19 protein-coding genes are annotated in these 20,594 nt (G+C 63.2%); 13 read left to right on the top strand and 6 right to left on the bottom strand.

Annotated elements, in window-relative coordinates; all coding sequences use genetic code 11:
* Positions 1 to 17 precede the first annotated feature (17 nt).
* Positions 18 to 554 carry a cytochrome b gene (locus AB7M32_RS14420; protein ID WP_454250286.1) on the bottom strand — a complete coding sequence of 179 codons (537 nt, stop codon included), beginning with the start codon at positions 552 to 554 and terminating at the stop codon, positions 18 to 20.
* Complete coding sequence (locus AB7M32_RS14415) at positions 551 to 1,633, bottom strand: catalase family peroxidase (RefSeq protein WP_454250285.1); 1,083 nt, start codon at positions 1,631 to 1,633, stop codon at positions 551 to 553. Before AB7M32_RS14415 ends, AB7M32_RS14420 begins: the two co-directional genes overlap by 4 nt.
* A 167-nt stretch (positions 1,634 to 1,800) precedes the next feature.
* Here AB7M32_RS14415 and AB7M32_RS14410 point away from each other — a divergent pair, with 167 nt between their 5' ends.
* Together AB7M32_RS14410 and AB7M32_RS14405 are read left to right on the top strand one after the other, a co-directional pair.
* Positions 1,801 to 2,307, top strand: a complete 507-nt coding sequence (locus tag AB7M32_RS14410) for a sigma-70 family RNA polymerase sigma factor (protein ID WP_454250284.1) — start codon at positions 1,801 to 1,803, stop codon at positions 2,305 to 2,307.
* Positions 2,304 to 3,056: an anti-sigma factor family protein gene (locus AB7M32_RS14405; RefSeq protein ID WP_454250283.1), complete on the top strand. Its 753-nt coding sequence runs from the start codon at positions 2,304 to 2,306 to the stop codon at positions 3,054 to 3,056. Before AB7M32_RS14410 ends, AB7M32_RS14405 begins: the two co-directional genes overlap by 4 nt.
* Before the next feature lie 134 nt (positions 3,057 to 3,190).
* Here AB7M32_RS14405 and AB7M32_RS14400 read toward each other — a convergent pair whose 3' ends face one another.
* On the bottom strand, positions 3,191 to 4,027 hold the full coding sequence (locus AB7M32_RS14400; protein ID WP_454250282.1) for an IclR family transcriptional regulator: 837 nt from the start codon (positions 4,025 to 4,027) through the stop codon (positions 3,191 to 3,193).
* A 247-nt stretch (positions 4,028 to 4,274) separates the two neighbouring features.
* Here AB7M32_RS14400 and AB7M32_RS14395 point away from each other — a divergent pair, with 247 nt between their 5' ends.
* From AB7M32_RS14395 to AB7M32_RS14360, 8 genes are all read left to right on the top strand, one after another.
* The gene (locus AB7M32_RS14395; RefSeq protein ID WP_454250281.1) at positions 4,275 to 5,300 is read left to right on the top strand and encodes an ABC transporter ATP-binding protein; all 1,026 of its coding nucleotides are present in this window, start codon (positions 4,275 to 4,277) and stop codon (positions 5,298 to 5,300) included.
* On the top strand, positions 5,297 to 6,166 hold the full coding sequence (locus AB7M32_RS14390) for an ABC transporter permease (RefSeq protein WP_454250280.1): 870 nt from the start codon (positions 5,297 to 5,299) through the stop codon (positions 6,164 to 6,166). The genes AB7M32_RS14395 and AB7M32_RS14390 overlap by 4 nt, the downstream gene beginning before the upstream one ends.
* Positions 6,167 to 6,172: 6 nt before the next feature.
* A complete protein-coding gene (locus tag AB7M32_RS14385; RefSeq protein ID WP_072405341.1) occupies positions 6,173 to 6,967 on the top strand; it encodes an ABC transporter permease in 795 nt (264 codons plus the stop codon).
* Positions 6,968 to 6,974: 7 nt separating this feature from the next.
* Positions 6,975 to 7,265 (top strand): (2Fe-2S)-binding protein, encoded by a 291-nt coding sequence (locus tag AB7M32_RS14380; RefSeq protein ID WP_454250279.1) that lies wholly within the window; start codon positions 6,975 to 6,977, stop codon positions 7,263 to 7,265.
* A 301-nt stretch (positions 7,266 to 7,566) separates the two neighbouring features.
* Positions 7,567 to 8,922, top strand: a complete 1,356-nt coding sequence (locus AB7M32_RS14375; protein ID WP_454250278.1) for an FAD-dependent oxidoreductase — start codon at positions 7,567 to 7,569, stop codon at positions 8,920 to 8,922.
* Positions 8,919 to 10,034, top strand: coding sequence for an NAD(P)/FAD-dependent oxidoreductase (locus tag AB7M32_RS14370; protein ID WP_454250277.1), 1,116 nt, complete (start codon positions 8,919 to 8,921; stop codon positions 10,032 to 10,034). Before AB7M32_RS14375 ends, AB7M32_RS14370 begins: the two co-directional genes overlap by 4 nt.
* Before the next feature lie 18 nt (positions 10,035 to 10,052).
* Positions 10,053 to 11,114 (top strand): ABC transporter substrate-binding protein, encoded by a 1,062-nt coding sequence (locus AB7M32_RS14365; protein ID WP_072405345.1) that lies wholly within the window; start codon positions 10,053 to 10,055, stop codon positions 11,112 to 11,114.
* Positions 11,115 to 11,347: 233 nt separating this feature from the next.
* Positions 11,348 to 12,673 carry a leucine-rich repeat-containing protein kinase family protein gene (locus AB7M32_RS14360; protein ID WP_454250276.1) on the top strand — a complete coding sequence of 442 codons (1,326 nt, stop codon included), beginning with the start codon at positions 11,348 to 11,350 and terminating at the stop codon, positions 12,671 to 12,673.
* A gap of 202 nt (positions 12,674 to 12,875) precedes the next feature.
* On the opposite strand, the gene AB7M32_RS14355 is transcribed toward AB7M32_RS14360, so the two are convergent.
* Positions 12,876 to 13,580, bottom strand: coding sequence for a YebC/PmpR family DNA-binding transcriptional regulator (locus AB7M32_RS14355; protein ID WP_003183149.1), 705 nt, complete (start codon positions 13,578 to 13,580; stop codon positions 12,876 to 12,878).
* Between the two features lie 219 nt (positions 13,581 to 13,799).
* Between AB7M32_RS14355 and AB7M32_RS14350 the strand changes: the two genes are divergently transcribed.
* Together AB7M32_RS14350 and AB7M32_RS14345 are read left to right on the top strand one after the other, a co-directional pair.
* Entirely contained in the window at positions 13,800 to 15,203 is a 1,404-nt protein-coding gene (locus AB7M32_RS14350; RefSeq protein WP_454250275.1) for a type VI secretion system Vgr family protein, read from the top strand.
* Between the two features lie 122 nt (positions 15,204 to 15,325).
* The gene (locus AB7M32_RS14345; RefSeq protein WP_454250274.1) at positions 15,326 to 15,874 is read left to right on the top strand and encodes a cytochrome b; all 549 of its coding nucleotides are present in this window, start codon (positions 15,326 to 15,328) and stop codon (positions 15,872 to 15,874) included.
* A 7-nt stretch (positions 15,875 to 15,881) separates the two neighbouring features.
* Here AB7M32_RS14345 and AB7M32_RS14340 read toward each other — a convergent pair whose 3' ends face one another.
* The gene (locus AB7M32_RS14340) at positions 15,882 to 16,790 is read right to left on the bottom strand and encodes a 1-aminocyclopropane-1-carboxylate deaminase/D-cysteine desulfhydrase (RefSeq protein ID WP_454250273.1); all 909 of its coding nucleotides are present in this window, start codon (positions 16,788 to 16,790) and stop codon (positions 15,882 to 15,884) included.
* Positions 16,791 to 16,977: 187 nt separating this feature from the next.
* Entirely contained in the window at positions 16,978 to 19,017 is a 2,040-nt protein-coding gene (locus AB7M32_RS14335; RefSeq protein WP_454250272.1) for an oxidoreductase, read from the bottom strand.
* Positions 19,018 to 19,255: 238 nt separating this feature from the next.
* Between AB7M32_RS14335 and AB7M32_RS14330 the strand changes: the two genes are divergently transcribed.
* Positions 19,256 to 20,473 (top strand): DUF3422 domain-containing protein, encoded by a 1,218-nt coding sequence (locus AB7M32_RS14330; protein WP_454250271.1) that lies wholly within the window; start codon positions 19,256 to 19,258, stop codon positions 20,471 to 20,473.
* The last annotated feature ends 121 nt before the right edge of the window (positions 20,474 to 20,594 follow it).

The raw sequence follows: 20,594 nt of genomic DNA, 5'->3' as shown, positions 1-20,594 counted from the left end.
TGAGTCGTGCACCAACTTCAGCCCTTGCCGCGCAACATACTGCCCAACACCTCGTCCCGGCGCACCCACGCGTGAAACAGCGCCGCCGCCAGATGCACCAGCACAGTCAGGAACAACAAGTAAGCCAGGTACCCGTGGGCCTTGCGCAGCAGTGCGAACGTCTGAGCGTGGGCGGGCAGGATCGAAGGCAGTTGCAGCCAGTTACCGAGCATCACTGGATCCCCCGCCGCCGAAATCATGCCCCAACCCAACAATGGCAAAACCAGCATCAAGGCGTACAACAGCACATGGGAGGCGTTTGCCGCCAGTACCTGCCAGCCCGGCAGATCGGCCGGAAGCGGCGGTTGGCGGGTAGTAAAACGCACCACCAGGCGCACGATCACCAACAGCAAAATCGCGATGCCCAATGGTTTGTGCAACTGCAGCAGCCATTCATGGCGTGCGGACACCGAAGCGACCATGCCGGCGCCGATAAACAGCATGGCGATGATCATCAATGCCATCAGCCAGTGCAGCAGCCGAGCCAGCGGTGCGAAGTGACGAGGGGCGCTCATGGGCGGGACTCCTGGGTGGCGGGCAATTGGCTCACTTCGCTGGTACGACGCAGATAGGAACTGGCATAAGCAGCGGAACGTGCGACCAACAACGGATCGTCAGACCCTTCGATCCCTTGGGGCAGGATCAACGGGTCATAGTTGATGTCGCGGCATTCGCCGTTGTCCTGCGCCTGAGTGCGCTCCAGCACCAGCGTGCCGGCGTTGAGCACCTTGCGGTCAGCGGGCCAGGCCTTGCTGGCGTCGTTCACCGGGTCCCCCGGGTTGGCCAAGGTGATGTTCAGTTGCCAGCGCAACGGCCCGGCGGCGAGACGCTTCGCCAGGTCTTGCTCAAGGAAGTCGGCGCCCTGGGGTGGCGTCGCATCGGCAGCGTCCTGGCTCAGCGGTACCACGCTCCAGCGCACGGCCTGGCGCTGCCCGGCGGGGTTGACCAGATAGAAGGCGTTGATGCCGTTGTAGGTTTCCGTGGCGTAGCTGGCCGACGGTTTGGCGGTCTTGATCCATTGCAGGAACGGCACGGCCTCGGGATGCGCGGCAAAAAACGCCGGTACGGCCGCGGGATTCGGTTTCCCTGTGGCAGGGTCCGGCGACTGGGCTTGCTGGAGTTGGTAGAAGGCTTCGGGGGTGCCCACCGGAAATACGGGCATGCTGTTCATGCCGGTGCGCCATTGCTGGCCGTTGGCCTGGGTAAAACGCAGCGCCAGGCTGCGAATCGGCACACTGCCGTCCGGTGCATAAGGGTTGCCGCTGGGCAAGGCGAAACGCCCAACCACGGGCGTTTGCGGCAGCGAGAACACCTGGGCGCTGGAATAGGCGCTGGCCTCGCCCGAGCTTTGGAAATAACCCGCGACGCAGACCCCTTTCGAGTGGTTGCGTCGAAAGCCCGGGTGAACGCCGTTATTTTTTTCCAAGACGTTGACCAACGCTTCCGGTGTCAGGCGCTGTGGGTCAAGGCTGCCATTGACGTAGGCAAACAGCCCGGCCAGCGCGGCAACAATCACGGCAATGCCACTCAGGCGCAGTGTCAGGGCGGCGGCACTCAAGGGCGGCCGGCCCGTCGAGGGTGAAGGATCAACCATAAGAAAGCTCCAGGGCTCGAGGCCATTTGTTGGAAAGGACCTGTCAGACGAAGGCCTGGCAGGTTTATTCCCACGCTCCGTATTTATTTTTGCTGCTCTGGAATAATCTCGTTCGCGGATCGTCTTTCCAGTCCCGGCGCAGTGATTGCCTACAGAAGCCACCTTCCATGAATGCACTCGACGAACAGTTGCGCGAACTCATCCCCAGACTACGGCGTTTTGCCGTATCGCTGACGCGCAACCCAAGCAACGCCGACGACTTGGTGCAGATGTGCCTGGAACGGGCGTTGTCCAAATGGCACGACAAGCGCCCGGACAGTGATCTGCGAGCCTGGCTGTTTTCGATCCTGTATCGGCAGTTTCTCGACGGCCATCGCCGCTCCCGCCGGTACGCGCGCATGCTGGAGTTTTTCACCGGCCGCGACGATGCCCACCCTTCGGCCGAGCGCAGCGTGATCGCACAGTCGTCTTTGCAGGCCTTCGATCAACTCACCACAGAACAGCGTGCGCTGTTGTTATGGGTGTCGGTGGAAGGCTTGAGTTACCAGCAAATCGCCGACATCCTCGGCGTACCGACCGGCACGGTGATGTCCCGCCTGTCCCGCGCCCGCCAGGCCCTGCGCCAACTCAGCGACGGCGAAATCACCCGCCCCACCCTGCGGATACTCAAATGATCAGCATGCCCCCCAGCGATAGCGACCTGCACGCCTACGTGGATCGTCAACTGAGCGAGGCCGACCAGCGCCTGGTCGAGACCTACCTGGCCAACCAGCCCGAAGTCGCCGCCCGCATCCGGGCCTGGCAACAGGACGCACAGCATCTGCGCACGGCCCTGAGCGGAGCCTTGCAACAACCGCCCAACCCGGACCTCGACCCGGCCATGATTCGCCAACGCCTGAAACATCGCGCCCATCGCCACCTGGCCAGTGCCGCGGTGTTGCTGCTGGCGGTCAGCGTGGGAGGCTTCGGTGGCTGGCAGGCGCGGCAAATGACCCTGCTCAGCGCCGTTGCGCCCATGGCCGATGCCCTCCAGGCATACCGGTTGATTGCCCAGCAGGGCATCCTTCCAGCCGATTACCAGAGCGGCGACGAGCAGCACATGCAAGATTGGCTCGACCGCTACTTCACCCAGGCCGACCGGCTGCCCAACCTGTCCAGCGCCGGCTTCAAACCGGTCAGCGGGCGATTGCTCAGCACCGAGCAAGGCGCGGCGGCGATGGTGGTCTATCAGGACCCGGGCGGTCAGAAAATCAGCTTCTACGTGCGCCCACCCGGCCCGAAAAACTTCCTGCTGCCCCGGGGCAGTCGCCGCGATGGCGAGCTGGAAGCCGAGTACTGGTCTGGGCCGGGCTACAACTATGCGATGGTCATACCCAGTGACACGCCGACGATGCAAAGACTTAAGCAGACATTGGACTTCTGATCCGCGCAGATCCCTGTGGGAGCGAGCTTGCTCGCGATAGCAGTGTGTCAGTCAACATCATTGCTAATTGAACGACCGCCATCGCGAGCAAGCTCGCTCCCACAAGGGGATCAGCGGTGGTCTTGAGGCAGTATTCACCCCTGCCCAAACACCTGCGAAGGCCTGCGCAGCAACGGGTCGAACGGGTTGATCCGCGGCCCGATCAGGGCCGCCTCCCGCTTGAGCATGTCCACCACCGTCGGCAGGCGATCGGGCCCCAACCGGTCGCTCACGGTTGCCACGCTCAAGGCGGCCACGGCCCGGCCATCACGGTCTAGGATCGGCACGGCCACCCCGGCCATGCCTTGCAATACACCGGTGTTGCGCCCGGCGTAGCCCAGCGCGCGCACGTTCTCCACTTCCGAACGCAGGAAGACTTCGTCGTACAGATGGAAATCCTTGAGCCGTGGCAGGTTGTATTGAATCACCGTGTCGCGCTCCTCTTCCGGCAGGAAGGCCAGGATCGCCAGGCTGCCCTGCCCCACGCCCAACGCCACGCGGCCACCAATGTCACCGGTGAACGTGCGGATCGGAAACGGCCCCTCGCTGCGGTCCAGGCAGATGGCATCGAAACCACTGCGGGCGAGCAAAAACAGCGAGTCCCCCAACGACGCTGACAACCGCAGCATGGCCGGGCGCATCAGGTCGCGCAGGTTGCCGGTATTGCCGGCGCGGGCCGCCAGGGCGAAGAACTCCAGGCTCAAGCGATAACGTTTGCTGCGGGCATCCTGCTCGACCATGCCCTCGTCCATCAGGCTGCGCAGCAAGCGATGCGTGGTGGGCTGGGACAGGCCGATGCGTTGGGCCAATTGCGTCACTCGCTCGCCGCCTTCGGCGGTGTCACCCAAGCTGCGCAACACGGCAAACAGCCTGGAGACCGCTCCGACACCGACTTCGCCTCGCTCGTTATTCCGCTCAGTGGAATCAATCATGCTATTTCTCATTATTAAATTTAACCACTGAATAAAACTGAAAATAGTCTTCATCTCAGTGAAATAGTCCATTGAGCCCATCCTATTCTTCGTCCTACTCTTCGTCCAGACAGGGGCGATTCGAACAACAGCGGCAGCCGACTCGAGGTCGAGCGCCAACGCACCCCAGCAGCACCCTTTCGTATCTGCCCATATAAAAAAGCGCGCCCTTGCGGCGACGCATAACAATCCCAGGTGGAGCGCAGCGATGGCTTTTGTGCAACTTGAAGGACTTGGCAAACGCTACGGCGACATCGACGCCGTGGTCGCCACCAACCTGTCGGTGGAAAAAGGCGAGTTTGTCTCGCTACTGGGGCCCTCCGGCTGCGGCAAGACCACGACCCTGCAAATGATTGCCGGCTTCGTCGAAGTCAGCAGCGGGCGCATCCTGCTGGACGGTCGCGACATTACCCACGCCAAGCCCGCCAGCCGTGGTCTGGGGGTGGTGTTCCAGAGCTACGCGCTGTTCCCCCATATGACCGTCAAGGACAACGTCGCTTTCGGACTGCGCATGCGCAAAGTAGCCAGCACCGAACTACAACAACGGGTGGACCGGGTGTTGAAACTGGTCCGCCTGGACCGCCACGCCGACCGCTACCCGCGAGAACTCTCCGGCGGTCAGCGCCAACGCGTGGCATTGGCCCGGGCTTTGGTGATCGAACCGCCGGTGCTGTTGCTCGACGAGCCGCTGTCCAACCTCGATGCCAACTTGCGCGAAGAGATGCAATACGAAATTCGCCGCATCCAGCGCGAAGTCGGAATCACCACATTGATGGTGACCCACGACCAATCCGAAGCCCTGTCGATCAGTGACCGGGTCGTGGTGATGCAGGCCGGGCGCATCACCCAGATCGACGCGCCATACACCCTCTACGAGCACCCGCGCACCGAATTCATTTCAAGCTTCGTCGGCAAAGCCAACCTGTTGCCCGGCGTTCGGGACAGTGCGGGCGTCGTTCAAGTCTGCAGCCAGGCCGATGGCGAGCTGACCCTGAGCCTGCGCCCGGAAAAAATCGACGTGTGCGAGGCCGGTTCAGGGCGACTGCAAGGCACCCTTGTCAGCCGTTTTTTCCTGGGCAGCCAATGGCTGTACGGCGTGTCCACCTGCCTGGGTGAACTCTGCGTGGTACGCCGCAACGACGGCTCGGCGCCCTTGGTCGAAGGCACGGCGGTGGGCCTGGACTGGGATCCGGCACTGCTGCGGGTGCTGAGCGTGGACGAGGTGCCGGCATGAAACTGATCGATGCGATGCGCCGCGGTCGGCAAGGCTATCTGATGTCCGCGCCGGCCCTGGCCTTGTACCTCGGCTTGCTGGTGATTCCCTTGGGCTTGACCGTGGTCCTGTCGTTCAACGTCTTCGACTACAGTTCGGGCATCGACGGCGACGCCTACACCCTCGAGCACTACACCAGCCTGCTGGGTGACCCGTACTTCTACGAGATCTTTCTGCGCACATTCTGGATCAGCGCCCTGACCACTGTTTTGTGCGTGCTGATCGGCGTGCCCGAGGCGTACATCCTCAGCCGCATGGGCGCGCCGTGGCGCTCGATTTTCCTGATTCTGATTCTCACGCCGCTACTGATTTCGGTGGTAGTGCGAGCCTTCGGCTGGAGCCTGTTGCTCGGCGCCGACGGCCTGATCAACCAGGCCCTGCAAGCCTTCGGCGGTGCGCCGGTGAAGCTGCTCTATACACCGTTCGCCGTGGTCATCGCCCTGGTCCATGTGATGTTGCCGTTCATGATCATTCCGGTCTGGACCTCGTTGCAGAAACTCGACCCGGCCGCCGAACAGGCCGCGCTGTCCCTGGGGGCGAGCCAGTTCACAGTGATCCGCAAAGTCGTGTTGCCGCAAATCATGCCCGGCGTGCTGTCCGGCACCCTCATTGTGTTCGGCCTCGCCGCCAGCTCCTTCGCGATCCCCGGCCTGCTCGGCGGACGGCGCCTGAAGATGGTCGCCACGTTGATCTACGACCAGTACCTCTCGGAGCTGAACTGGCCGATGGGCGCGGCCATTGCCGTCGCGCTGCTGCTACTCAACCTGCTGATCATGCTGTCGTGGAACCGGATGATCGAAGGCCGCTACAAGAAGTCATTGGGATAATTCGTCATGTCCAGAAACGGTCCTTTCGCGCTGCTATTCCACGCCTTGGTGGTGGTCTTCATGCTCGCGCCGCTGGTGGTGGTCTGCCTCGTCGCTTTCACCCCGGAAAACACCCTGAGCCTGCCGACCACCGAGTTTTCCCTGCGCTGGTTTCGCGCGGTGTTCGAACGCGCGGATTTTGTCGACGCGTTCTACAACAGCCTGGTCCTGGCGTTCTGCGCGGCCTCCCTGGCGACGCTGATTGCGGTGCCGGCGGCCCTGGCGATCACCCGGCTGGAGTTCCCGGGCCGGGATTTCTTCAACGGCTTGTTCCTGTCACCGATCATCATTCCGCACCTGGTGCTGGGGGTCGCCTTGCTGCGCCTGTTTGCGCTGATGGGCGTGAACGGCAGCTTCGCCTGGCTGATCTTCGCCCATGTGCTGGTGATCACGCCGTATGTGCTGCGCCTGGTGCTGGCCTCGGCCATCGGCCTGGACCGCAGCGCCGAACAGGCCGCGCAATCGTTGGGGGCCGGGCGCTTCACGCTGTTCCGGCAAATCACCTTGCCAATGATCCTGCCAGGGGTTGCCGGGGGCTGGCTGCTGGCGTTCATCAACAGTTTCGATGAAGTCACGCTGTCGATCTTCGTCACCTCGCCGGCCACGCAAACCCTGCCGGTGCGCATGTACGTGTACGCCACCGAATCCATCGACCCGATGATGGCGGCGGTGTCGGCGCTGGTCATCGGGCTCACCGCGCTGACCATGATTCTACTCGACCGGGTCTATGGCCTGGATCGGGTCCTGGTAGGCAAACAATGAGGGTGTCATGGCACTGCTGAAACGACTGGCCGAAGGCGACCGCCCGGCCCTGGACTTCACCCTCGACGGCCAGCCCGCTACCGGCCTGCAGGGGGACACGCTGCTGACCGCCGTGCTGACCTGCAGCGAACACCTGCGCGGCAGTGATTTCAGCGCCGAGCCCAGGGCTGGCTTCTGCCTGATGGGTGCCTGCCAAGACTGCTGGGTGCGCCTGGGCGATGGCCGCCGCGTGCGCGCCTGCTCGACCCTGCTGGAAGCCGGGCAACACGTCAGCCGCGAACCGGGGCGCCAGGTATGAACATTGTCGACAGGCCGAGCCTCATCGCGAGCAAGCTCGCTCCCACAGGGGATTTGCGGCGTGCACAAGATAAAGCATCACCCCAAATCAAATGTGGGAGCGGGCTTGCTCGCGAAAGCGGTCTATCTACCGAAACCGTCGTTGGATGTGCCGCCGTCATCGCGAGCAAGCCCGCTCCCACGGGGGGACCGTGGCGTGCACAAAACCAGACGCCACAACCGATCTATTGTGGGAGCGAGCTTGCTCGTGATGGCGGCTTCGACAACCCCAAAAATCCCCCGGCCCTGCTCGTGAGGTGGCGATGAAACCGATAGCCATCATCGGCGCCGGCCCGGCCGGTATCCGCGCCGCGCAGACCCTGGTCACCTATGGCCTGTACCCGGTCCTGCTGGACGAAGCCGCTCGCGGTGGCGGCCAGATCTATCGGCGCCAACCGGCCAATTTCAAGCGCTCGCCTGGCAAGCTCTATGGCTTCGAAGCACACAAGGCCAACGCCATCCACCAGACGCTCGACGCATTGCGCAAACAACTCGATTACCGCCCCGACACCCTGGTGTGGAACGCCGAGGCCGGCTTGCTCGATACCCTGCATGAAGGCCGCGTCGACCGCCTCGAGTACGCCAGCGTGATCGTCGCAACCGGCGCCACCGACCGGATCCTGCCCGTGCCGGGATGGACCCTGCCCGGGGTCTACAGCCTGGGCGCGGCGCAGATTGCCCTGAAGTTCCAGGGCTGCGCCATCGGCGAACGGGTGGTGTTCGCTGGCAGCGGTCCCTTGTTGTATCTGGTGGCCTATCAATACGCCCGGGCCGGCGCCAATGTGGTCGCCGTCCTCGACAGTTCGCCCTTCAGCGCCCAAGTCCGTGCCCTGCCCGGCCTGCTGGCACAACCGGCCACCCTCGCCAAGGGCCTCTACTACCGCGCCTGGCTGGCCGCCCGCGGCATCGCCGTGCATCAAGGCGCAAGCCTGACGCGTCTCGACGGACAACGGCGAGTGCAGTCGCTGCGATGGCGCAACGCAAGCGGCGAGCACACCCTCGACTGTGACGCAGTGGCCTTCGCCCATGGCTTGCGCAGCGAAACCCAGCTGGCCGACCTGTTGGGCTGCGAGTTTGCCTGGAATGCCCTCAACCGCACCTGGCTGCCCCAACGGGACCGCGCCGGACGCAGCAGCGTACCGGGGGTTTACCTGGCCGGTGACGGTGCCGGAATCATGGGTGCCGACGCGGCGGAAATGGCCGGTGAACGGGCGGCCCTGGCCTTGCTCGAAGACCTCGGCTACTCGACCGACCCGCAGCGTTGCACGCAACTGGAAGAAGCCCTTGAGCGCATCGGCCGATTCCGGGAAGGCCTGGAGCGCGCCTTTGCCTTTCCTGAATACTGGGCCGCCGACGCTGCCGATCATCTGATGATCTGCCGCTGCGAAGAAGTCAGCGCCGGCGATATCCGCCGGGTGGTGGGCGAAGGCCATTGGGAGATCAACCGGGTCAAGGCCCATTGCCGGGTCGGCATGGGCCGCTGCCAGGGACGGATGTGCGGCGCCGCTGCCGCGGAAATCATTGCTTGCGAAAGTGGCCGCACCGTCGCCAGCATCGGCCGTTTGCGGGCCCAGGCACCGATCAAGCCCGTGCCGTTCGGCCTGGAGGTCGAGCCATGATCGAAGTGGATGCAGTGATCATTGGTGGCGGTATCGTCGGCGCCTCGGCCGCGTTGTTCCTGAGCCAGGCCGGACGCCGGGTGGCGTTGCTGGAGCGCGACTTCTGCGGCTCGCACTCCAGCGGCGTGAACTACGGTGGTGTGCGCCGCCAGGGCCGCCCCCTGTCGCAACTGCCCCTGTCGCAACGGGCCCATGACATCTGGCGCCAGTTGCCCCAGTTGATCGGCATCGACGGCGAGTATCAGCGCAGCGGTCATCTGAAGCTGGCCCGCAGCGCTGAAGACCTGCAAGCGCTGCACGACTACGCCGTCGCCAGCCAAGGCTTCGGCCTGGATCTGCAACTGCTCGATCGCACCGCCCTGCGCGCGCGTTTTCCGTGGGTCGGCGCCGTCGCGGTCGGGGCGTCGCTGTGCCCGGATGACGGCCATGCCAATCCGCGCCTGGTATCCCCAGCCTTTGCCCAGGCCGCTCGCCGGCAGGGTGCGCAAGTCCATGAACAATGCACCGTCAGCAGCGCGGTGCACGACGGCCAGCGCTTTGTCGTACAGACCGCAACGGGCCTGACGTTCCACGCGCCCTGGCTGCTGAACTGCGCCGGAGCCTGGGCCAGCCAGTTCGCCGCGCAATTCGGCGAAGCGGTGCCGATGCACGCCGGGCACCCAGCGATGCTGGTCACCGAACCCTTGCCCCTGATCATGGATGCCAGCACCGGCGTCGAGGGTGGCGGTATTTATGCCCGCCAGGTCTCGCGCGGCAATTGCGTGCTGGGAGGCGGCCAAGGCTTTGCCCTGGATGCCGCTCGCGCCCGGCCCGGCCAGAACGCCGTGCTGGAAATCCTGCGCCAGGCCGTCGAGCTCTACCCGTTTTTGGAAGGCGCCCAGGCGATTCGTACCTGGAGCGGCACCGAAGGTTACCTGCCCGATCGCCAACCGGTGATCGGCCACAGCAGCACCCAGCCCGGTCTATTGCACGCGTTCGGCTTTGCCGGCGCGGGCTTCCAGATCGGCCCGGCGGTGGGCCAGGCGCTCGCCGAGATCATCTGCAGCGGGGCTTCGACCACGCCGCTGGATGCGTTTTCCATCACCCGGTTTCACTCCATCTCCGTTGCTTGATAGAGGAAGGTCGCGCCAATGAATAACGTCAAACGCAGTGCACTGTTCGGTTTCTGCTCGCTGGGTTCCGCTTGCCTGGGCGCCCTGCTCCCGGTCACCCAGGCGTTGGCCGAGCCGACGCTTTACCTGGGCATGAACGGCGGCACCATGGAGCGGCTCTACGCCGACAAAGTCTTGCCGGCGTTCGAGAAAGCCAACAATGTCAAAGTGGTCATCGTGCCCGGTACCTCCGCCGACATCCTGGCGAAAGTCCAGGCCAGCAAAGGCAACCCACAGATGCACGTGATGTTCCTCGATGACGGCATCATGTACCGCGCCATCGCCATGGGACTGTGCGACAAGCTCGAGGACAGCCCGACCCTGGCGCAGATCCCGGCCAAGGGGCGAATCAAGGATCAGGCCGTGGCCGTCAGCCTCGGGGTAACGGGGCTGGCCTACAACACCCGGTTGTTCAAGGAAAAAGGCTGGAATACGCCCACTTCATGGATGGACCTGGCCGATCCGCGCTTCAAGGACAAAGTGGTGTTCCAGTCGATGGCCTCGTCCACCTTCGGCCTGCACGGCTTTTTGATGTTCAACCGGATCCAGGGCGGCAGCGAAACCGACGTCGAGCCAGGTTTCAAGGCGTGGCCGAACACGGTGGGGCGCAACGTGCTGGAGTACATACCGAGCTCGGCGAAGATATCCGAAATGCTGCAGACCGACGAAGCCGCGCTGTTCCCGCTGACACCGACCCAGGTGACCGCGCTGAAACTCAAGGGCATGCCCGTCGAATATGCCCAGCCGAAGGAAGGCGCCGTGGTCCTCAACGTCGCCGAATGCACCATCGCGCAAAACACCCAGCCGGAACTGGCGCAAAAGCTCGCCGCTTTCCTGCTGACCCCGCAAGCCCAGGCCATTGCCCTGGAAGAAGGCGACCAGATCCCTTCCAACCCCAACACCCCGACCACCGACAAGACCCGTGGCCAGGTGGAGGCGATGAAGCAATACCTGGAAACAGCGATTGCCGTGGATTGGGACCAGGTCAACGAACAACGCCCGGCCTGGAACGCCCGTTGGAACCGCAGCATCGAGCGCTAGCCCGATTGACTGTGGCCAGCGGAGCAGCACTGTTATGGAAAAACTGCTGTGGGAGCAAGGCTTGCCCGCGATGCAGGCGCCTCGTTTTCTCAGAGACCCCGTCGTCTTCATCGCGGGCAAGCCTTGCTCCCACAGATAAATCCCCTCGCCACAGGGTGTTGTACTGAGCTGATTATTGGTTAACTGTCTGGCTACAGGCGCCAGCCCCCCCTTGATCAACAGCGAACCCTGCCATGCACACCCTCGCCCAATTACGCGCCGGCCAGCTCTCGGGCATTACCCGGCTGGACCTGGCCTGCGGCTTGACGGAGTTTCCCCGGGAAATCTTCGAGCTGGCCGATTCCCTCGAGATCCTCAACCTCAGCGGCAATCAGTTGGACAAGCTGCCCGACGACCTGCATCGACTGACTCGCCTGCGCGTGCTGTTCTGTTCCGACAACCGCTTCACTGAACTGCCCGAATGCCTGGGCCGTTGCAACGCGTTGACCATGGTCGGTTTCAAGGCCAACCGCATCACCCGCGTCACGGGCGCCGCGCTGCCACCACAGCTGCGCTGGCTGATCCTGACCGACAACGACGTCAGCCACTTGCCGGACGAGCTGGGCCAACGCCCGCACCTGCAAAAACTGATGCTGGCCGGCAACCGTTTGCAGCAGTTGCCGGCGAGCCTGGGCCAGTGTCATCGTCTGGAACTGCTGCGCATCGCCGCCAACCAACTGACCGAACTGCCGCAATGGTTGCTGGAGCTGCCAAGCCTCAGTTGGCTGGCCTACGCCGGCAACCCACTGGAAACCCAGGCCGATGCCGCAGCCTTGAACACCGCGCACCCCATCGACTGGTCGCAACTGACGCTGCAACGACCACTGGGCGAAGGCGCCTCCGGGGTGATTCACCAAGCGCTCTGGCAGGCGCCCGGCCAGGTGGCACGAAACGTCGCGGTCAAACTGTACAAAGGCCAGATGACCAGCGACGGCTCACCCCTGCATGAAATGCATGCCTGCATCACGGCCGGTCGACACCCGAACCTGATTGACGTGTTGGGCCAGGTCCGCGGGCACCCCGAGCAACAGGCCGGGCTGGTCATGGCACTGATCGAGCCCAGCTATCGTAACCTCGCCGGGCTGCCGAGCCTGGCGTCATGCACCCGCGACGTGTATGCCGATGAACTGCGCCTGAGCGCCCCGGTGGCCTTGCGCATCGCCCACGGCATCGCCTCGGTGGCGGCGCACCTGCACCGCCAGGGCATCACCCATGGGGATCTGTACGGGCACAATATCCTGTGCAATGACCAGGGCGATTGCCTGCTGGGGGACTTTGGCGCGGCGTCGTTTCACGCCACTGCAGACACCGTGCAAACCCGGGCGCTGCAACGCATCGAGGTACGGGCCTTCGGGATTTTGCTGGGGGAATTGCTGGCGCGGATCGAACCGACACTCAGTGCGCAGGATCTTGCATGGCTGCTGGATTTGGAGGCGCGTTGCTGTCAGCCGGAGGTGCTGGCACGGCCAGGGTTCGATGAAATCGAAAGCTTACTGCGCGAGTTCAAACACAGCGGTTGAGCCAGCAGCACCAACCTGTCAAGCACACCACCTATTGTGGCGAGGGGATTTATCCCCGCTGGGCTGCGCAGCAGCCCCCTAAACCCTGCAGAGTCAGCCAGACATACTCAAGTCGTCTGGTTTTAGGGCCGCTTCGCGGCCCAGCGGGGATAAATCCCCTCGCCACATCTCCATCATGTCCCTGACCCAAACAGCGTGGTGCTTAACCCGCCAACCCGACAAACATGTCCTGCACGTCATCATGGTTGTCGAGGCCTTCGAGGAAGGCTTCGACTTCAGCCATCTGTTCGTCGGTCAAGCCGCTGACCGGGTTCTTCGGCTGGTAGCCCAGCTTGGCCGACAACACGGTGAAGCCCTGCTCCGGCAAAGCCTTCTGCACGGCATCGAGGTCGGCAGGATCGGTGAGAAACAACGTCGCGCCGTCTTCGCCCGGCTCGAAATCCTGGGCACCAGCCTCGATGGCGGCCATTTCCGGGTCGGCGTCCGGACTGTCCGGCGCGGCCTCGATCATGCCGACGTGGTTGAAGTCCCACGCCACCGAACCCGAGGCGCCCAGTTGGCCCTTGCGGAACGCGACGCGAATTTCGGCGACGGTACGGTTGATGTTGTCGGTCACGCATTCAACGATCAGCGGCACCTGGTGCGGCGCGAACCCTTCGTAGGTGACGCGGTGGTATTGCACGGTTTCACCGAGCTGGCCAGAACCTTTCTTGATCGCACGTTCCAGGGTCTCGCGGGGCATCGAGGCCTTCTTCGCCTGCTCGACCACCAGACGCAAATGCGCGTTGGTAGCGGTATCAGCACCGTTGCGTGCGGCAATGGTGATTTCTTTCACCAGTTTGCCGAAGATCTTGCCCTTTGCGTTGGCAGCCGCTTCTTTGTGTTTAACCTTCCACTGTGCGCCCATTACTCACTCTCTTGTCTGACGCGCCGAGACATCTGCCGGCCGGCGCTGTGGCGCAAGTTTATACGGCCTAAACCGGCTGATCGACCAAAAAATTCACCCCGCCGGATCGACATTTTCACAGTGTGTTGTAGGGCTTTTCTGAAATAGCGGCTCGCAAGCACCGTTCCCTCCCGCGGTTTCGTACCCTCTGGGCCTCTGTTTCTGCCAGTAGGAGGCGCGATGCGCAACGACATGGAAAGTCCCTTCAGCCTGACGCTCACGCAAAACGACTTGCAACTGCAAGTCTTGCGCTTCAATGGCCGCGAAGCCCTCAACCAGCCATACCGCTTTGACCTCGAACTGATCGGCCTGGCCCCACCGATAAACCCCGACCTGCTATTGGGGCATCCGGCGTTCCTGCGCCTGGACGGCGAGTCGGGCATCCATGGGATGATCCACAGCGTCAGCCTGAGTGCCTCGGCACCGCGGCGCATCGGCTATCGCGTGACGTTGGTTCCCTATCTGCTGCGATTGGAACAAGGTCAGCAGCGTCGGGTTTTCCATCGGCTCAGCGTGGTGCAACTGCTGCAACGCCTACTGGAAGACAACGCTCTGCCCGCCGACAGTTACCGTTTCGAGCTGCCCCATGGGCAATATCCGTGTCGCCCATTCTGCATCCAGTACGACGAAAGCGACCTGGCGCTCCTGCAACGGCTGTGTGAGGAAGAAGGTATTCATTACCACTTCGAACACACTCCCCAGGGCCACGTCCTGGTGTTTGCCGAAGACCCGAAGAGTTTCCCCGCGCGCCCCGTCGAACTGCCTCTGCGACCGAACGACAACTCGATACCGGCCATCAAGCGCTTGTATTTACGCCATCACGCGATGGTGCCTGGCGTGCCTGTCGGGTTCCGTGACCGGGCGGTGACCGAAACCGAGGCCCAGGCGGCGAATCACCCCCTCGAGCAGATCGACCATGAGGCCATGCACGGCGACCCGGCCCTGACTCACCGTTACCAAGCCGGACGCCGCCATCTGGAACGGTTGCGCTGTCGACAACGGGAAATCCATGGCCACAGTGATCAACCGGCCCTGCACAGCGGCGACATCGTGCAGATCTGCGAACACCCGGTGTCCACCTTCAACGATCAATGGCTGATCACCGAGGTCCAGCATCGCGGGCGGCAGTTTTCGATCCTTGAACCGGACCTGCCCACCACACCGTCGGCCCGTAACTACCGCAACCGGTTCACCGCCATTCCCTGGTCCACCGTGTTCAGGCCGGCCCTCAAGCATCCCAAACCGTCCATTCCCGGGTATCACCTGGCCCATGTGCTCGGTCGCACCGGCCAGCCGGCCCCGTTCGATGAGCGCGGCCAAGTGAGTGTCAGCCTCTGGGCACCGGACCAGGAAGGCATCACGCTGCCCGTGTCGCGACTGACGCTGGGCGACAGCCCTCCCCTGATGGCCGGCAGCGAAGTGCTGGTGAGCTTTCTCGATGGCGACCCCGACCGACCGGTGCTGTGCCCAGGGGCGGTCGATATCGACGCAGGACCCGCCGCCCCACCGAAACCGTCCCCTGGCAATCACGATGCCGGGCTGCTGTTGGACTGGCTGCTGAACCCACCAGACTTCACACCCTGATCCTGCCCTTTGGCTTCTTGCCGGCAAACCTGATCTGGCTCATGCAAACCCAGCGAAACGGGCTTACAGTAAAGGCACGCCGCGCTAGACGGCGCTTTACCCTGATGTTGGAGATACCCGCGATGCCCTGGAAAAACTCGGAAAACCGCTACAGTACCGTCACGGTAACCTTGCATTGGCTGATGCTGGTCCTGCTGGCCGTGGTTTATGCCTGCATTGAGTTGCGGGGAATTTTTCCCAAGGGCAGCGGCGGCCGGACATTGATCAAGGAAGCGCATTTCATGCTCGGCCTGACGGTGTTCGTGCTGGTCTGGCTGCGCCTGTTCGCCCGCAGCATGGGCAAGGCACCGGCGATTTTCCCGGCATCGCCAGCCTGGCAAACCGTCCTCGCTCGCCTGATGCACTGGGCACTGTACCTGTTCATGATCGCCATGCCGCTGCTGGGCTGGCTGATCACCAGCGCCGAAGGGCACCAAGTGATGTTCTACGGTTTCGATCTGCCGTTGCCCATCAATCAAGACAAGGAGTTCGCCAAGCAACTGGAAGGCTGGCACGTGCTGGGCGGTACCATCGGCTATTGGTTGATTGGCCTGCATGCCTTGGCGGGGCTGTATCACCACTACGTGGTAAGGGACAACACGCTGCTGCGGATGATGCCCAAACGCGGCTGATTGCCCGTCAATCGAACCCTCGGCGGCCTTGCAAACCGCCGGTGTGGACAAAGACCAGGCGCATACCGGGGGCAAAGTCCCCCGCCTCGACCCGCGCCTTGAGCACCATCAAGGCCTTGCCGGTGTACAACGGCTCCAGTTCGATGGCCGTCGTGGTTTCGATGAAGGCCGTGAGCTCGGCATCGACCCGGGCGAACCCGCCACGGCTGCCGTCGAACAACTCATGACGCGGGCTGCAAAGCCCCGCTTCCCCCACGATGCGCTCGACCTGCCGGGCCACGCCATGGTCCGGGGGCACGGCCAGCACGCCGTAGACCGGGCGCTCGCCCGCTTCGGCCAGCACCAGTCCGGCCAGCGACGTCCCGGTGCCGCAGGCCAACCACCAGCCGTGATAATCCGCCCATCCCAGCGCCGCCAGTTGTTCACGGACACTGGCCACCCACGTCATGCAACCTTGCGCCCCAGGCAATCCCGAACCGCCCTCGGGCACCGGATGCAAATGTGGATAGCGAATCTGCCACGGCTCCCAGAAATCCGCGGCGTGCCGCTCTCGGTATCCGCCATACCCCAACCAGTGCAGGTCCATGCCAAACGCTTTGAGGTCGCGCACCGTCGGCGTGTCCTGGGGATGACCGCGCAACAGCCCGGCCGTGGGAAAGTCGAAGCGCTTGCCGGCCGCCGCCAACGCATGCAAATGGTTGGAATAGGCACCGCCCAGGCTCATGACCCCTTGGGCACCGGCCTCATGGGCGGCGCTCAGATGATGGGCCAGCTTGAACCACTTGTTGCCGCTGATCAGCGGATCGATCCGGTCCAGGCGCAACACCGCCACTTCGACACCGGCACGGGCGAGCCAGTCCAGGTGAAGGGGTTCGAGTCGGGGCTGGGGATGCCAGTCGAGGGCGGAAAGCAGCATGGCGGCAGGCCGGGTGGAAACAGGCCGGTATCTTAACAGCTTGGTGGCAGGTGACTTCAGGTTCACCCCTCCCCACTGTGGGAGCGAGCTTGCTCGCGATAGCGGCAGATCAGCCAACATCCATGCAACCGACTCACCGCATTCGCGAGCAAGCTCGCTCCCACAAGGGTTTTCCTGGGATTGAGCCTTACAACTGCGCCGCCAACCGCGAACCCTGGTTGATCGCCCGCTTGGCATCCAGTTCCGCCGCCACGTCGGCACCGCCAATGAGGTGAACGGTCTGCCCCGCCGCTTCCAGGCCTTCCTGCAACTCGCGCAGCGGATCCTGGCCGGCGCAGATCACGATGTTATCCACGGCCAGCACTTGCGGCTCGCCGGTTTCGCCGATGCGAATGTGCAGTCCGTCATCGTCGATCTTCAGGTATTCGACGCTGTTGAGCATCTGCACCTGCTTGTTCTTCAGGCCCGTGCGATGGATCCAGCCGGTGGTCTTGCCCAGGCCGTCACCGACCTTCGAGGTCTTGCGTTGCAGCAGGAACACCTGGCGCGCCGGTGCATGGGGTTCAGCCTTGATCCCGGCCACGCCGCCGCGGGCCTCAAGGTGGGTGTCGATGCCCCACTCCTTCCAGAACGCCTCACGGTCCTGGCTGGTGGCGACGCCCTGGTGAACCAGGAACTCCGACACGTCGAAGCCAATACCGCCGGCACCGATCACCGCGACGCTGCGGCCCACCGGCTTGCGCTCGAGGATCACGTCCAGATAGCTCAAGACCTTGGCATGCTCCACCCCGGGAATCGCCGGTACGCGTGGGGCGATGCCGGTGGCGAGGATGATCTCGTCGTAACCGCCAGCCACTAATTGCGCCACATCCACCCGGGTGTCGAGGCACAGCTCGACATGGCTGGTCTGCAATTTGCGCTTGAAGTAGCGCAGGGTTTCGAAAAACTCTTCCTTGCCCGGCACACGCTTGGCGATGTTGAACTGACCACCGATTTCACTGGCCGAATCGAACAGCGTCACCTGGTGCCCACGCTCGGCCGCCACCGTGGCCGCGGACAACCCGGCGGGGCCTGCACCGACCACGGCGATTTTCTTCACCTGGGTCACCGGCAGGTAGTTCAGCTCGGTTTCATGGCAGGCCCGTGGGTTGACCAGGCAGGTGGTGAGCTTGCCGCCAAAGGTGTGGTCCAGGCACGCCTGGTTGCAGCCGATGCAGGTGTTGATTTCATCGCTGCGACCGGCAGCGGCCTTGTTGACGAACTCTGGATCGGCCAGGAACGGCCGCGCCATGGAGACCATGTCGGCATCGCCTTCGGCCAGGATCTGCTCGGCCACTTCCGGGGTGTTGATGCGGTTGGTGGTGATCAGCGGGATACTCACCGAACCGCGCAGCTTGGCCGTGACTTTGCTGAACGCCGCCCGCGGAACCTTGGTGGCGATGGTGGGAATTCGTGCTTCGTGCCAACCGATACCGGTGTTGATGATCGTCGCGCCGGCCTGCTCGATGGCCTTGGCCAAGTGGACGATTTCGTCCCAGGTGCTGCCGCCGTCCACCAGATCGAGCATCGACAGGCGAAAGATGATGATGAAATTCGGGCCCACCGCTTCGCGCACCCGACGGACGATTTCCACCGGCAGACGCATGCGGTTTTCATAGCTGCCGCCCCAACGGTCGGTGCGGTGGTTAGTGTGGGCCGCCAGGAACTGGTTAATGAAATAACCTTCCGACCCCATGATCTCCACGCCGTCGTATTCGGCCTTCTGGGCCAGGACCGAGCACGTGACGAAATCGCTGATCTGCTTCTCGATACCCTCCTCGTCCAGTGCCTTGGGCTTGAACGGGTTGATCGGCGCCTGGATCGCGCTCGGTGCCACTTGCTTGGGGCTGTAGGCATAGCGCCCGGCGTGAAGAATCTGCATGCAGATCTTGCCACCGGCCTCGTGCACGGCCCGGGTCACGATCCGGTGCTTGAGCGCCTCTTCTTCCGTGGTCAGCTTGGCCGCGCCGGAGTAGACACCGCCCTCGTCGTTCGGCCCGATCCCGCCGGTGACCATCAGGCCCACGCCGCCCCGGGCGCGCTCGGCAAAATACGCCGCCATGCGTTCGAAGCCGCCGGGTTTCTCTTCCAGGCCGGTGTGCATCGAGCCCATCAGGGTACGGTTGCGCAACGTGGTGAAACCCAGGTCCAGCGGGGCCAGCAGATGCGGGTAATGGGAGGCGGTCATCGGTAACTCCACAACGGGCGATCACGGAAAAAGCGCAAGCTCTGCGGCTTGCGTCTGTCATGACCCACAGCGTAAGAGTCCGGATGCAGGCGCTCAATGACCGTAACTGACAAGTTAATGATCCAAATGTGCAGAGCGCCGATCAGCTGGGCGTGACTCTCAGCGCAATGCACCAGTCCTATCAACGCTGGCCCAGGTGCTCAATCCTGAAATAACCCTAATAACACGGTCGCCTCCCATGCATCCCCAACGAAAAATGCTGCACAACGAGTTGCACGCCCGCCCGTCGCTGTATTTCGACGAACCGGCTCACGTCTTTCACTTGGCGTTTCTGGGCGACAACGCCCAGTGCGACGCGCTGCTCGAGCGACTGTGCCCTGATACCGTCACCGCGCAGGCCGCACAAGGCATCACCCGCCTGGAAGGACATCCGCTGAAGTGGGAACGCCACGCCGAGTTCTTCACCCTGACCCTGGTCGTGCCGGCCAGCAGCAATGAGTTGCAATGGACGACGCTGCCGGAAAGCCTTGCCCGGGGGATCGAAGGTCACGCCCAGCACCTCATCAATGCCGTTCAGGTGGTGGTGCGCGCAGAAGCTGGTCTCGACCTGCCCAGCTACAGTTTCAGGGATCCTTGCGGTTCATGCGTGGGTGGTGGCGATGCCGTGGTCTGGAGCGATTTTCGCCTGACCGAGGACGGCACCAATCGCCTGCTGTTCATCAACCGACGACTCAACGCGTATCGCCAGGGGCGCATGATCCGGCGCCTGCTGGAAATCGAGACCTATCGCATGATGGCGTCCTTGTCGCTCAATATCGCCAAGGCACTGGACCCGCAACTGAACGAATTCGATCGCACCCTGGTGAGCCTGTCCGAACGCAACGCCAATGCCAGCGGCGTACATGCCAAGGCCCTGCTGGAGGATATCGCCCTGCTGTCGCGCCAGGTGGTCAGCAGCACGGTCAGGAATCGCCACCGTTTCAGCGCGACCCGCGCCTACGCACAATTGGTGTTCGAACGCTTGGGGGAGTTGCGTGAAAGTCACCTGGGGGATTGCCAGCGACTGGGCGTGTTCATCGAACGGCGTTTCAAACCCACGGTGCGTTATTGCGCAGCCACCGAACAGCGCCTCGAACAACTGGCGATGAGCGTCGCCAACCTGGGTGATCTGCTGCAAGCCCGCGTGCAAGTGGAGATGGAAGACCAGAACGCCGAGATCCTGCGCAGCCTCAATGCCCGTGCCGATGCACAGATCAAGATCCAGCGTGCGGTGGAAGGCCTGTCGATCATTGCCATCACCTACTACCTGATCAACCTGTTCAAGTTGGTCTACAGCGGGTTGCATACCTTGGGCGCAAACCTCTCGGCCCGTGACGCGCTGCTGGGCATGACGCCGCCGGTGCTGTTGATCATGCTGCTGATTCTGATCCGAATCAGAAAGGCCAAAAGTCACTAGCGCGCCTTGCCAACACAGAGGGTGTCCAAGACGCCTTGGACACCCTCTGTGTGTGCTTGCCGTGCGTACAAATCAACGCCCGCCCTTCGCTAATCCCTTGTTTTACCGTACCCTGCCCCGT

The organism is Pseudomonas sp. R151218B TE3479 (assembly GCF_053629195.1).
Note: the sequence above shows the minus strand (reverse complement) of the source record. Positions and strands in the feature narration are given on the sequence as shown.